This window comes from Novosphingobium sp., from assembly GCF_039595395.1.
Lineage (GTDB): Bacteria > Pseudomonadota > Alphaproteobacteria > Sphingomonadales > Sphingomonadaceae > Novosphingobium.
Genome location: NZ_JBCNLP010000006.1, coordinates 1,088,650 through 1,101,681, shown reverse-complemented (window position 1 = coordinate 1,101,681; position 13,032 = coordinate 1,088,650). Strand labels below are relative to the sequence as shown.

Genomic DNA, 13,032 nt, shown 5'->3' with positions numbered 1-13,032 from the left:
TCATGCGTGGCAACGATGCCGCCCGATCGCCCCCGTGAAGGGGGACGATCGTGGCGGCTTTTTCGTGTGCGCGGCCCACTGGCCGCTGCCCGCATCGCTGTCGTCGGGGATTGGCGCAAGATGTTCGATGGGGGAACAGACGGATGAAGAGTTTCAGAACGCAAGCCGCGATGATCGCCCTGACCGGCCTGCTGGGCATGGCTCAATCGGCGCGGGCCGATACGGCCCCGGCGCAGTCGCATGTCGGAGATCCGATCAGCATTGGCGATGGTGTCAGTTTCGATCCCATGCTGGATGCCCGGCTGCGTTGGGAGGATGTCGATGCGGGCACGAAATCCGCCGATGCCGTCACCTTGCGCACTCGTCTGGGCTTCGAGGTGAAGGACACGCACAGCCATCTGGGCTTTCTGGCCGAGGCGGTGGGGACGCTTGCGCTCGACAAGGATTACAGCGCCTTTCCCTTTGCCGTGGCCAACAACGATCAATATCGCCCGGCGCTGGCCACCGTTGCCGATCCGCAGACCCTGGGGCTCAACCGGCTGCAACTGCAATATGCCACCAAGGCGCTGACCCTCACGCTGGGGCGTCAGCGCATCAATCTGGACGATCAGCGTTTCGTCGGCTCGGTGGGCTGGCGGCAGAATGAGCAGGTCTTCGACGCCGTGCGCGGGCAGGTGCATCAGGGCGTGTTCGATCTGGATGCGACTTATGCCATCCAGCAGCATTCGATCTATGGCGCCTATGGCAACCCGCGTGATTATTATTCGGGGCGCTTCGTCTTTGTGAACGGCGGGGTGAAGGATGGGCCGATCTCCTTGAAAGGCTTTGCCTATCTGCTCGATTACGACAAGACCGGCTTTATCAACCTGCCAAGCACGCGCGGTCAGCTCGACAGTTCGCAGACCTATGGCATGCGTTTCGCGACGCTGCTGCCTCTGAGCAGGACCGTCTCGCTGGGGCTGACCGGCAGCTTTGCCCGCCAGTCAAATTACGGCAACAACACGCGGGCCTATAATGTGAAATACTACCTGGGCGATGCCGCGCTGACGGCCCACAACCAGACCCTCAACGCCGGTTATGAGCTGATGGGCGCCGATGCCAATGCGGTGGGCGGCACATGGTCGATGCAGACGCCGATGGCGACGCTTCACAAATTCGATGGCTGGGCGGATGTGTTTCTGACCACGCCCAACGCGGGCCTTGGCGACAGCTATGTCGGCCTGTCGGGCAAATTTCCCAAGGTGAAGGCGCTGCCGGGGCTCAACTACGCCGTCAGCTATCACTGGTTCGGGTCCGACGTGGGCAATGTCAAATTCGGCGATGAGGTGGACGCCTCGGTGGGCTTCCGCACGCGCAGGGTCAACTGGCTGGTGAAATATGCCAGCTATGTCGCCAAGGGCTTCGGCACCGACACGAAGAAATTCTGGCTGGAGGCTGATTACGCTTTTTGAGCCTGCCGATACCGCCTTCCTGCTGCGCTGCAAAAAAGTCCCTTGGCGGATGGCGCGGCAGGGGGTAGGATCATCGAACATCATCTGATCCGGCCGCCCAAAGGGGGGCGATTCGTCCGGTCTCAGATGTCACTTCATTCCATGCGTGGCAACGTCGCCGCCTCGGTCCAGCCTTATGGCTCGGTTCGTGGCGGTTTTTTGCGTTGTCTCGCACCCACGGGAGCATTTGCGAGCATGAACGCCCAAGGCAGCATCCATCAGCGCGAAAAGCTGGTCGTTATCGGCAACGGCATGGCCGGATGCCGCGCCGTGGAGGAAATTCTGGCGCGTGATCCTTCGCGCTATGCCATCACCATCTTCGGCGCCGAGCCGCGCGTGAATTACAACCGCATCATGCTCTCGCCCGTGCTCTCGGGCGAGAAGGCCTTCGACGATATCGTCATCAACGATGCGGCTTGGTACCTCGACAACGACATCACGCTGGTGTCGGGCGATGCGGTGGTTTCGATCGACCGCAAGGCCCAGACGGTGACGGCCCAGTCCGGTCGCGTCGAAACCTATGACCGCCTGCTGATCGCCACCGGCTCCGATCCCTTCATCATCCCGGTGCCGGGCAAGGATCTGGAGGGCGTGGTCACCTTCCGCGATCTCGATGACGTCGACAAGATGCTGACGGCGGCGCAGAAGGGCGGCCATGCCGTGGTCATCGGCGGCGGCCTGCTGGGGCTGGAGGCAGCCCATGGCCTCGCCCTGCGCGGCATGGATGTGACGGTGATCCATCTGATGCCCACGCTGATGGAGCGCCAGCTCGATGAGGCGGCAGGCTGGCTGCTGAAAAGCGAGCTGGAACGGCGCGGCCAGACGATCCTGACCGGGGCCGACACCGGCGAAATCCTCGGCCGCGACGGCAAGGTTGCGGGCGTGAAGCTGAAGGATGGCCGCGAGATCCCCGCCGATATCGTGGTGATGGCCGTGGGGATCCGCCCGGCCACCGCGCTGGCCAAGGCCGCCGGCCTTGAGGTTGAGCGCGGCATTCTGGTCGACGATCATATGCTCACCAGCGACCCGGCGATCATGGCCGTGGGCGAATGCGTGCAGCACAATGGCGCCTGCTATGGCCTTGTCGCGCCGCTGTGGGAGATGTGCCGCAGCCTGGCCGACAGCGCCACGGGCAAGCCCTCGGGCTACAGCGGTTCGGTGACCTCGACCAAGCTGAAGGTCTCTGGCATCGATCTGTTCTCGGCGGGCGATTTCAGCGGCGGCGAAGGCTGCGAGGACATCGTCATGCGCGATGCCGCCCATGGCATCTACAAGCGCGTGATCGTGAAAGACAACCGGCTGGTCGGCGCCGTGCTCTATGGCGATACGGCGGATGGCAACTGGTATTTCGACCTGCTCAAGCGCGGCGAGGACATTGCCGACATCCGTCAGGGGCTGATCTTCGGTCAGGCCTTCGCCATGGGCGGCGGCGCGTCCAGCGACCCGCATGCCGCCGTCGCGGCCCTGTCGGATGATGCCGAGATCTGCGGCTGCAACGGTGTGACCAAGGGCATGGTCGTCTCCACCATCGAGGGCGGCGCCTGTTCGCTCGATGCGGTGCGCAGCCAATGCAAGGCCAGCGCTTCCTGCGGCTCCTGCACGGGTCTGGTGGAAAGCCTGCTGGCGATCACGCTGGGCGATGAGGTGAAGTCGGGCCCCAGGACGGTCTGCAAATGCACCAGCTTTTCCCATGATGATGTCCGCCGCCTGATCCTTGAAAAGGAACTGAAGGCCATTCCGCAGGTCATGCAGGAACTGCACTGGACCACGCCCGATGGCTGCGCCTCCTGCCGCCCGGCGCTCAACTATTACCTGCTGTGCGCCTGGCCGGGCGTCTATGTCGATGACCAGAAGAGCCGCTTCGTCAACGAGCGCATGCATGCCAACATCCAGAAGGACGGCACCTATTCGGTCGTCCCGCGCATGTGGGGCGGTGTGACCACCCCCAATGAATTGCGCGCCATCGCCGACGCCGCCGACAAATATGGCGCCCGCATGGTGAAGGTGACGGGCGGCCAGCGGCTCGACCTGTTCGGCATCAAGAAGGAGGATTTGCCCCATATCTGGGCCGATCTGAACGCTGCGGGGATGGTCTCGGGCCATGCCTATGGCAAGTCGCTGCGCACGGTGAAGACCTGTGTGGGGTCTGAATGGTGCCGTTTCGGCACGCAGGATTCCACAGGGCTGGGCATCAAGACCGAGCAGATGACCTGGGGAAGCTGGATGCCTCACAAATTCAAGATCGCGGTCAGCGGCTGCCCACGCAATTGCGCCGAGGCGACGATCAAGGACTTCGGCGTGATCTGTGTCGACAGCGGCTATGAACTGCATGTCGGCGGCAATGGCGGCATCCATCTGCGCGGCACCGACCTGCTGTGCAAGGTGGCGACCGAGCAGGAGGCGCTCGATGTCTGCGCCGCCTTCATCCAGCTTTACCGCGAGCAGGCCTGGTATCTGGAACGCACCGCGCCATGGATCGAGCGTGTCGGGCTCGATCATGTGAAGGCGGGCCTGTTCGATGACCCCGATGCCATCGCCAGCCTCGCCGCCCGTTTCCGCTATTCGCAGCAATTCATGCAGGATGACCCATGGGCGCGCCGCGCCGCTGGCGAGGACTCCGAACTGCACCAGCATCTGGCGGAGTTCCGCCCCTTTCCCACCATGCAGATCAAGGAGGCCGCGGAATGATTGGCGATTGGCTCGATATCGGCCCGGTGACTCAGATCAGCGCGGGCAATGCGCGCACCCTGCCGGTACAGGGTGGCGAGGAGATTGCCATCTTCCACACGATGGGCGGCGAGTTCTTTGCGCTGGTCAACAAATGCCCGCACAAGCATGGGCCTTTGTCGCAGGGGATCGTGCATGGCACGGTCGTCACCTGCCCGCTGCATAGCTGGAACATCAGCCTGAAGACCGGCCATGCGCTGGGCGATGATGAGGGATGTGTGCCCACGATCCCGCTGCGGGTCGATGCCGGGCGCATCTATCTGCGCCGCGATGCGGTGATCGCCGCCACCGCGCCGGAGCGCGTCGCCTGATGGGCGGCGATTTCCCCTCCGGCATGGTCTGGCTGGTCGGGGCAGGCCCCGGCGATCCGGAGCTGCTGACCCGCAAGGCCGAAAGGCTGATCCGGCAGGCCGATGTCATCTTTTACGATGCGCTGGTCGGCCCCGAGGTGCTGGCGCTGGCTAAGCGGGGCACGGCGCTGGTTAGCGTCGGCAAGCGCTCGGGCCGCCACAGCAAGGCGCAGGGCGGCATCAACGATCTGCTCTTGGCGGCGGCGCTGGAGGGCAAACGCGTGGTGCGGCTGAAAGGCGGCGACCCGTCGATCTTTGGCCGCAGCGCCGAGGAGATCGACCATCTGGCCGCCGGCGGGGTGGTCTGCCGCGTCTGTCCGGGCATCACCACGGCCAGCGCGGCGGCGGCGCGGGGGCAAGCATCGCTGACGTTGCGCGGCGCGGCGCGGGGGATCACCTTTGTCACCGCTCATGTCCGTGCCGGCGAAAAGCTGAATCTAGACTGGCAGGCTCTGGCGGGTGACGCCACGCTGGGCATCTATATGGGGCGCGAGGCGGCGGGCGAGGTTGCGCGGCAGTTGATCGCGGCGGGGCGCTCTCCGGAGACGCCGGTGATGGTGGCGGTCAATGTCTCGCTGCCCAATGAGCGGTTGATCCGGGGCAATCTGGCCTCGCTGGGCTTTCTGGTGGCGACCATCAGCGACGATGACCCCACGCTGCTGCTGATCGGCGAGGCGGTGGCACCGCGCATGGCGGTGGCGCAAAGCGCCGTGGCGGTGGGCTGACGCTTCGATCAGGCTTGGGCAGAACGCGGCAGGATCATCCTGACCGCCGCCACCTCGCCCCCGCGTGCCAGACACGGGCGCATGCCCCGACCGGTCTCGACAAAGCCCAGCTTGCCCAGCACGCGGCCCGAGGCGGGATTGTCCGCGAAATAGCCCGATGTGATGGCGGGCAGGCCCAACTCTTCGAAGCCGAAGGCGATGACGGTTCTGGCCGCCTCGGTGGTTATTCCCCGCCCCCAATGGGTGGGGGACAGCCAGTAGCCCAGCTCGGCGCTATCGGCCTCCTCATCCGGTGTCAGGCCGATCCCCCCCAGCAGCGCGTTGCTCTGCAGCGTGATCGCCCAGACCCATTCGGCGGGCACGATCTGCTCCAGAAAGAAGCGGGCGTCGCCCGGCTCATAGGGATGCGGCACACGCGCCAGCCTTCGGGCGACCTCCCAGTTTCCCGCGATGCCGAGGATGGCCTCCGCATCGCCGTCGTCAGGGCGCCGCAGACGCAAGCGTTCGGTGACGAGATCGGGGCGGAACAGACCATGGCTCATCGAGCATGACTAGCCCGTGGCACGCGAAGACAGCAAGTCGCGATCCATCAGGAGGACAGATTGCGGATCAGCCCAACCAGCGCCAGCAACAGGCTGCGCTTGGCGGGTGACGGGGGCAGCCCATGCGCGCTGGCCAGCGCCCTGTCGATCGAGCGCCTGAGAGGGCCATCCGCCTCCAGCACGCCCCTTGTGCGCGCTGCCAGGCATTGCCGCCGCAGCCGCGCCCGGATGACGGTGATCTGCCGCGCCTGCCGCCCCTGCGCCCTCACGCCGACCCGCGCCAGATCGTCGAGCGCCATGCCGATCCTGATATCGCGCAGGCGATCGTCGGTCAGCGCATCATCATTGCCCAGCGCCGAGAGATGCGGGCCGAGCAGCACCATCCGGTCCAGCATGCGGCTGATCCACGCGGTTGTTTCGGGCGCGGTCTGTCCCTGTGCCTTGCGAGCCAATTCATTCCAGCCCGCGCGTGCCAGTCGGCGCGCCGCCGTGGCCGCGCCGGTGTCGCGCAGCAGTGCCAGCATCAGGCACGCCAGCAGCGAGCCCACCACTTGCGCCGCCGCCTGATTGGCGAAACTCTCGAAATTGCCGTCATAGGCAAGGTCCAGCCCCGCCAGCCCCGGAAAGGCCAGCGCCGCGCCCACGCCATAAGGCGCGCGCTCCGGGCGGGCCAGCAGCCAGCCCAGCAACAGCAGGAAAGGCGAGAGGAGCAGCGCCACCATCTCGAATGTATCGACCTGAGGCATCAGTCCGAAGGCAAGGACGCCTGCCGCCACCACGGCACCCACCGTGCCGAGGAAGACATGGCGCGCCGCCCGCAAGGGGGCGTCCAGATGGCTGAACAGCGCGCAGATGATTGCCGCGCTCACCACGGCGGCGGCGCCTTCGGGCCAGGCGGTGGCGATCCAGACGGCGCAGGCCACGATCACCGCCAGAGAGGTGGTGGCCGCCGCCCGCAGCGCCACGCGATGATCGCGGTGCAGCGCGCGCCGGCCGGCATCATCGCCGACATGGGGTTCCTCGGGGCGATGCTGTCCGCCCGCGAGCAGGCGGTCGCCCAGCGTGCGTGCGGCGACATGAGCCTCGATCAAGCCGACCAGCCGGTCGAGCAGGCTGAGGCGCAGCAGGTCGGGCCAGTCTTCCTCTCCGGCCAGCGCGGGCTCCAGTGCATGGGCCCGCTCGGTCAGGGCCTCATGCCCCTGTGCCAGGCCAGAGCGCAACCAGTGGCGCACATCCTCAATCAGTTCGGCAAGGTCGGCCTGCAGGCCGTCCCGCGTTTCGTTGAGCGCGGTGATGCGGTCCTCGACCGAACTGGCCAGCGGCAGCAGCCAGCCAAGCCGGGTCTCGGCATCGCGCAGCATCGCCGGGACCACCGCCGGGCTGGTCATGTCATAGGGCAGATGGGTGGAGAGCTGATGCAGATCGTGCAGGTCGCTCACCAGCTTGCGCCGGTCGCTCCACAACTGCGTTTCGGGGCGCGGGGGCAGGGCCAGCGCATCGCTCGACCAGCGGCAGGCATCGACGCGGATGCTGTCGAGCCGGTCGCGCAGCGGGTGCCATACCGGTCTGGGAAAAAGCAGCGCATGCACCAGCGAGACGCTCAGAATGCCGATGCCGATTTCCTGCACCCGCGCCGCGGCGACCTCGAAGAGGGCCTCGGTGTTGTCCACCGTGGGCAGGGCGACGATGATCGCGCTGTAACCGGCCAGCAGCGAGAGATAGGATTGTGGCCTGCGGTCCAGCGCGGCCAGATAGGAGCAGGCCCCCAGCCAGAGCGCCAGAGCCAGCACCAGCAGTTCGGGGGCATCGACCAGATGCGGCACCGCCAGCAGCGCCACGCCAGCGCCGATCACCGTGCCGACCAGACGGAACAGCCCTTTGGACAGCAGCGCGCCGGTCAGGGGCTGGGCCACGATGTAGCAGGTGATGATCGCCCAATAGGGCCGCTCGAGCTGGGCGGTAAGGGCGATGTAATAAGCCAGCAGCGCCGCGATCAGCGTCTTGAGCGAGAAAAAGGCATCGGTCAGCGCGTGATGACCGGCCGCCAGCCTGCGGATTGTTTCCGTCAGGCGCGGCGACCGGTCTCTCGCCATGGAGGGGATAGGCCCGGATATCCTCGGGATGGGGGGTGGGGATGCGAGAGACACCGGGCGGTCCATGGGAGATCAGTGGGCGGCGCGAGCGCGGAGCAGCAAACCGCTAAAGACGAGGGAGAGCGAGAGAATTTTCGCGTTGTGCATGCGGGGGATCCTGAGCGTGCCGATGCCGTCCCTTGCGGCGTCCGCCCGCTTCTGGCCAATATCGTCTTCCTTTGAAATTATACCAAGATGCTATAATGTTCATGCCTGTGGCGTGAAATCTGGCCGCATGGCGTCAATCGCCGTGGCAAGCTTGAGAGATCATATCGAGGCAGCATGAACATCGACATCCGCCAACTCCGCTATTTTCGCGCCGTGGCCGATGAGCGCAGCTTCACACGGGCCGCAGCCCGGCTGAACATGGCCCAGCCCCCACTCAGCCGGCGCATTCAGGAACTGGAGGCCGAGATCGGCGCTCTGCTGTTCGAGCGTGAGCAAAGGCCCTTGCGCATGACCGCCGTCGGCCATTTGCTCTATGAGCAGGCCAGCCTTGTCACCGAGGCGATGGAGCGCCTGCAGGCCGTGGTGCGGCAGGCCACCGAGCGCCCCCGGACCCGTTTCACCATCGCCATGGTGCCCTCCACGCTCTATGCGCGCTTTCCCCAGATCGTGGCGCGTTTCCGCGCGCGGTTTCCCGAGATCGAATTGCGTCTGGCCGAACTCGACAGCGCGGAGCAGGTCAGGGCGCTGGTCGAGGGGCGCATCGATCTGGGCTTCGACCGCATCGCCATCGACGATCCGCTGATCCGCCATGAGGTGATGCGCGAGGAGCCATTGTGGGCGGCGCTGCCCGAAGGCGATCCGCTGCTGGAATCAGGGCGGAAGGTGGCCTTGAAGGAGCTGGCCTCGCGCCCTTTGCTGCTGTTTCCCAAGCGCCCCCGGCCCGGCTATCCCGATCATGTGCTGAAGGCCTTCCGCGAGGCCGGTGCGGCGCCCGCTTCGGTGATCGAATTGCGAGAGCTGCAAACGGCGTTGGTGATGGCGGCGTCGGGGGCGGGGATCTGCATCGTGCCCGATGCGGTCACGCTGGCGACGCGGCCCGGCATCGGCTTTGCCCCGCTGGTCGAGGATCTGCGCGTGCCTTTGCTGATCCGCTTTCGCAAGCATGACCAGTCGCCCACACTTCGGGCGCTGATGGGCGTTTATGAGGAACTGCATCGCGAATGGGGGTGGCCTTTCCCGGAAACGCTGGCGGTTGAAGGCTTTGCGTCACCGGGGGCACCTCATCCGCCGTTGTGAGTGCCTGCTTCCTGCCCTGACAAAAGGCGATGGAGGCGCTCTATATGCGCGCGGCCCGATCGGGCTCTTTCCGCCGGAGGAAGCGTGATCCCCGCGCGCTGCATGCCGGAGAGAAAGTCGGAGAAAAGCGCGGCATCGTCGGGCGAGATGGCGGCGGTCGATCCCATCAGCAGATCCAGAACCTGGCGGCTGGTGCGCCCGCGCAGATAACGCAACTGGGGGGCAAAGGGCTGGAAGTTCGGATCGCGCGCCACGGCCAGCGCCAGTTCCTCGAAGGCCAGTCGGTTGGAGACGCTGATGTGTTCGCCCGTCAGCTTGGGAATAAGCTGTTCGAGGCTCTCTTCCGTGCCGGGAGCGGCGGTGTCCGGCTCCTTGTGATAGGGGCTGGCGGCGCGTTGGTAGATCGCCTCGAAAGCGGCCTTCACCAGATCGACGCTGGTGCGGAACCGGCTGGAGACCATGCCCAGCGTCACGCCCGCCGCTGCCGCCACCGAGCGATGCGTCAGTCGTGCAATGCCCTGATGCTCCACCACATCGGCGGCGGCCTCGGCGATGCGGCGGGTTGTCTCGTCATGGCGGGGCAGATCGGGCAGGGAGGCCAGCGCCTGCTCGCGCGCGATCGAGCGCCATGGGCAGGGGGGCACCAGCCGGCCCTGCAGCCATTGCTCCCAACTGTGGCACAGTTCCTCCAGACAGGCGCGATCCAGCGTGCGGCGCCAGCGCAGCATATGCAGCGCGGCCTCAGCCTCGAAGATGAAGCTGGTCCATTCGCCATAATCTTCCATGCCGCATAGCGCGCAGACCGCATGCCAGAAGTCGCGCCACAACCCATGCCATTCCCGGCCCGGATGCGGTTGGCCGGGATCGCGGCTGGCCAGCAGGAAGCCTTCGCGCCAGGCGAAGGCGAGGCGGCGCTGATGCTGCGCCCATTCATCGATCAGCGCGGCCATGATCGTGCCCAGCCCGCCCACCGGAAGGGGGTGGCCGGGTTGCGACAAGTGTTCCAATTGCTGCGCGCACCATTGCCGGGTCTGTGTCAGCGCCTCTTCCTGCGCCGTCAGGAACACCTGTTCCATCGAGGGGAAGCGATTGTACAGGGTCGACATCGGCAAGCCGGCATGCTGGGCCAGTGACCGCGCCGAAATGGCGGCATGGCCCTCGGTTTCCCAGAGCTGCCATAAGGCTTCCACCAGCCGCTGCTCCAGCGGGAGAGAAGTGCGGATATCCGCTATATTTTCCGAAATTCTGGTCCCCATGCCGCGCATGCCCTGCCGTATGATCCGCATTCGTGTGATCGGGGCGTTCCAGCCCCGGATGGAGCCGTCATAGCCATTTGCTGCGCCGGATACAAACGTTCCAAAAAATCGCGATGCGTCATGGGACTGAAATACAAACGTTCCATTTGGGGCTGCGAATCGCGGAGGGAACATCACCGCGATACCGATTTTCATGGGGATACATATGCTCGATCATCGCCGCGCCTGTCGCCTGTTGCTGTCATCCTCCGCTCTGGGCCTTGCGCTGTGGGCGCTGCCTGCCGCCGCGCATGAGGCCGATCCCGCGGCGACCGCTGCCGTCGCGGCCGACGCCGCCGATCAGGGCCTGACCGACATCGTCGTCACCGCCGAAAAGCGTCCTGAAAGCCTGCAGAAGACCCCGATCTCGATCTCGGTGATGAAGAGCGACGATCTGGCCAACCGCCATGTCACCTCGCTGCTCGATCTGGGCGATGGTGCGATCCCCTCGCTGCGCGTGGCGCCTTTCTTCGCGCGTCCCTCGGCGCTGATCCTGAATGTGCGCGGCATCGGCGTGCTGTCCGACAGCAATCAGCCCGCCCGCGATCAGGGCGTCGGCATCTACATCGACGGCGTCTATATGGGCCGCGCTCAAGGCCTTGGCACCGCCATGTTCGATGTCGACAGCATCGAGGTGCTGAAAGGTCCCCAAGGCACGCTGTTCGGCCGCAACACCGAAGGCGGCGCGGTGAACATCACCACCAAAAAGCCCAGCGGCAAGTTCAAGATGAGCACCACCTTCGGGCTCGGCAATTACGGCAGCTACAAGGCCGAAACCCATCTCGATCTGCCCGAATTCCACGACATCAGCGTGAAGTTCGACGGCATCGTCAGCCATCGCGATGGTCTGGTGAAGAACCCGCTGGTCGGGGCATCGGACTTCAACGCCTATGACAAGCGCGGCCTGCATGCCGAGGCCTTGTGGAAGGCGGCGCCCAATTTCACCGCCGACTATGCCTTCGATATTTCCTATGACGCGGCCACTTCGGCCTATGTGCAGGCGATCACGGCAGGCTCGCTGGCCCGCGCCCCGGCCCAGCCCTTGCAGCCCACCCGCGCCTCGGTGGCCACGGTGGGCGTGCCTCAGCTTCCCAGTGTGGGTCGCACCCATGGCCACCGCCTGACTCTGGACTGGGAGGCGGCGCCGCATCTGACCTTCAAGTCGATCAGCGCCTATCGCGAGCTGACCCAGTCGCAGTATGACAATGGCTCGGAAAACCTTTCGGTCTATGCGCCGAACGGCACCTTCAGTCGCGCCAGCCTCGCCCAGTTCCGCCAGAACCAGTTGAGCCAGGAACTCCAGATCATCGGCGAGACGCCCCGCCTGAAATTCGCCGCCGGCGCCCTGTTCTACGAGGAGCGCGTGCAGGACAATGCGCAGGCGCCCAACACCATGCAGTGGAACGCCACCGGCACCGCCGCCACTGTGCTGTCGATCGACTACAACACCGTCACCATCGACCGCGCCAGCCATGTGAAGACCGACAGCTACGGCGCCTATGCTCAGGCCACCTACACGCCGGATCTGGCGGGCGACATCCTGCATGTCACCGGCGGCCTGCGTTACAGCAACGACAAGAAGGTCGGCCAGCTCTTCACCATCAACGGCGCCACGCCGGTCAGCGTGACGGGTGTGGTCGCGCCGCTCAATCTGAACGCTTCGTGGTCGCGGGTCGATCCGATGATCAATCTGGCGGTGGATGCCTCGCGCGATGTGCATCTCTATGGCAAGTGGAGCACCGGCTACAAGTCGGGTGGCGCCAATTCGCGCTCGCTGACCTATCAGCCCTTCGCGCCCGAAACCGTCTCCATGTTCGAGGTGGGCGCCAAGACCGAGTTCTGGAACCACCGGGCGCGTTTCAATCTGGCGGGCTATGTGGGCACCTACAAGAATGTGCAGGTCGATTTCTCGGCCAGCTATCTGCAGTATGATGCCAATGGCAATCTGCAGAACAGCAACCGCACCACGCTGGAAACCACCAATGCGCCGGGCACCGGGCATCTGAAGGGCATCGAGGCGGAGCTGACGCTGAATCCGGTCGCGGGTCTGACGCTGAATGCCAGCTATGCCTACAATCACGTCACCATCCCCAACACCGCCAACCCCTATCCGGTGGTGTCGGGCGGCGTGGCCGTGATCAGCAACACGCCGGTCAAGATCTATCCGGTCTACACGCCGACCCAGTCGGCCAGCGGCTCGCTGGATTACGAAATGCCGCTGCGTGGCGCCAAGTTGCGCCTGCACCTCGATGCCAATTACGACAATGGCTTCTATGTCAGCGCCAACGATCCCACGCCCAACATCCAGCCCAAGGGCGACCCCAGCTTCATCGTCAACGGCCGCCTCGCGCTGGCTGACATCGACATGGGCGCGAGCAAACTGACCGTCTCGGCCTGGGCACGCAACCTGCTGAATGAGCAGCATATCTTCTACAAGGCCTTCAGCCAGTATCTGGGCACCTACGGCATGTTCAACGAAGCCCGCACCTATGGGCTGGAAGCCAACGTCAAATTCTGATCGGGAGA

At 65.2% G+C, this 13,032-nt stretch carries 9 protein-coding genes; 6 read left to right on the top strand and 3 right to left on the bottom strand.

Annotated features, from left to right (window positions below; all coding sequences use genetic code 11):
- The first annotated feature begins 143 nt into the window (after nucleotides 1-143).
- The 4 genes from ABDW49_RS24705 (at nucleotide 144) to cobA (ending at nucleotide 5,292) form a co-directional block, all read left to right on the top strand.
- Nucleotides 144-1,451: an alginate export family protein gene (locus ABDW49_RS24705; protein ID WP_343616140.1), complete on the top strand. Its 1,308-nt coding sequence runs from the start codon at nucleotides 144-146 to the stop codon at nucleotides 1,449-1,451.
- A gap of 234 nt (nucleotides 1,452-1,685) precedes the next feature.
- On the top strand, nucleotides 1,686-4,178 hold the full coding sequence (gene nirB / locus ABDW49_RS24700) for a nitrite reductase large subunit NirB (protein ID WP_343616138.1): 2,493 nt from the start codon (nucleotides 1,686-1,688) through the stop codon (nucleotides 4,176-4,178).
- On the top strand, nucleotides 4,175-4,528 hold the full coding sequence (nirD, locus tag ABDW49_RS24695; protein WP_343616136.1) for a nitrite reductase small subunit NirD: 354 nt from the start codon (nucleotides 4,175-4,177) through the stop codon (nucleotides 4,526-4,528). The genes nirB and nirD overlap by 4 nt, the downstream gene beginning before the upstream one ends.
- Nucleotides 4,528-5,292 carry a uroporphyrinogen-III C-methyltransferase gene (gene cobA / locus ABDW49_RS24690; RefSeq protein WP_343616134.1) on the top strand — a complete coding sequence of 255 codons (765 nt, stop codon included), beginning with the start codon at nucleotides 4,528-4,530 and terminating at the stop codon, nucleotides 5,290-5,292. Before nirD ends, cobA begins: the two co-directional genes overlap by 1 nt.
- Before the next feature lie 8 nt (nucleotides 5,293-5,300).
- Here cobA and ABDW49_RS24685 read toward each other — a convergent pair whose 3' ends face one another.
- The gene (locus ABDW49_RS24685; protein WP_343616132.1) at nucleotides 5,301-5,834 is read right to left on the bottom strand and encodes a GNAT family N-acetyltransferase; all 534 of its coding nucleotides are present in this window, start codon (nucleotides 5,832-5,834) and stop codon (nucleotides 5,301-5,303) included.
- 47 nt (nucleotides 5,835-5,881) lie between these two features.
- The gene (locus ABDW49_RS24680; RefSeq protein WP_343616130.1) at nucleotides 5,882-7,927 is read right to left on the bottom strand and encodes an FUSC family protein; all 2,046 of its coding nucleotides are present in this window, start codon (nucleotides 7,925-7,927) and stop codon (nucleotides 5,882-5,884) included.
- A 321-nt stretch (nucleotides 7,928-8,248) separates the two neighbouring features.
- Between ABDW49_RS24680 and ABDW49_RS24675 the strand changes: the two genes are divergently transcribed.
- Nucleotides 8,249-9,211: a LysR family transcriptional regulator gene (locus ABDW49_RS24675; RefSeq protein ID WP_343616129.1), complete on the top strand. Its 963-nt coding sequence runs from the start codon at nucleotides 8,249-8,251 to the stop codon at nucleotides 9,209-9,211.
- Here ABDW49_RS24675 and ABDW49_RS24670 read toward each other — a convergent pair.
- Nucleotides 9,196-10,467, bottom strand: coding sequence for a TetR family transcriptional regulator (locus tag ABDW49_RS24670; protein ID WP_343616127.1), 1,272 nt, complete (start codon nucleotides 10,465-10,467; stop codon nucleotides 9,196-9,198). The two genes, ABDW49_RS24675 and ABDW49_RS24670, sit on opposite strands and share 16 nt — an antisense overlap.
- A gap of 205 nt (nucleotides 10,468-10,672) precedes the next feature.
- Between ABDW49_RS24670 and ABDW49_RS24665 the strand changes: the two genes are divergently transcribed.
- Entirely contained in the window at nucleotides 10,673-13,024 is a 2,352-nt protein-coding gene (locus ABDW49_RS24665; RefSeq protein WP_343616126.1) for a TonB-dependent receptor, read from the top strand.
- The last annotated feature ends 8 nt before the right edge of the window (nucleotides 13,025-13,032 follow it).

Bases quoted from the DNA above. Each gene is read 5' to 3' on its own strand.
- ABDW49_RS24705 (WP_343616140.1), top strand. From the start codon at position 144: ATGAAGAGTTTCAGAACGCAAGCCGCGATGATCGCCCTGACCGGCCTG.
- nirB (WP_343616138.1), top strand. From the start codon at position 1,686: ATGAACGCCCAAGGCAGCATCCATCAGCGCGAAAAGCTGGTCGTTATC.
- nirD (WP_343616136.1), top strand. From the start codon at position 4,175: ATGATTGGCGATTGGCTCGATATCGGCCCGGTGACTCAGATCAGCGCG.
- cobA (WP_343616134.1), top strand. From the start codon at position 4,528: ATGGGCGGCGATTTCCCCTCCGGCATGGTCTGGCTGGTCGGGGCAGGC.
- ABDW49_RS24685 (WP_343616132.1), bottom strand. From the start codon at position 5,834: ATGAGCCATGGTCTGTTCCGCCCCGATCTCGTCACCGAACGCTTGCGT.
- ABDW49_RS24680 (WP_343616130.1), bottom strand. From the start codon at position 7,927: ATGGCGAGAGACCGGTCGCCGCGCCTGACGGAAACAATCCGCAGGCTG.
- ABDW49_RS24675 (WP_343616129.1), top strand. From the start codon at position 8,249: ATGAACATCGACATCCGCCAACTCCGCTATTTTCGCGCCGTGGCCGAT.
- ABDW49_RS24670 (WP_343616127.1), bottom strand. From the start codon at position 10,467: ATGGGGACCAGAATTTCGGAAAATATAGCGGATATCCGCACTTCTCTC.
- ABDW49_RS24665 (WP_343616126.1), top strand. From the start codon at position 10,673: ATGCTCGATCATCGCCGCGCCTGTCGCCTGTTGCTGTCATCCTCCGCT.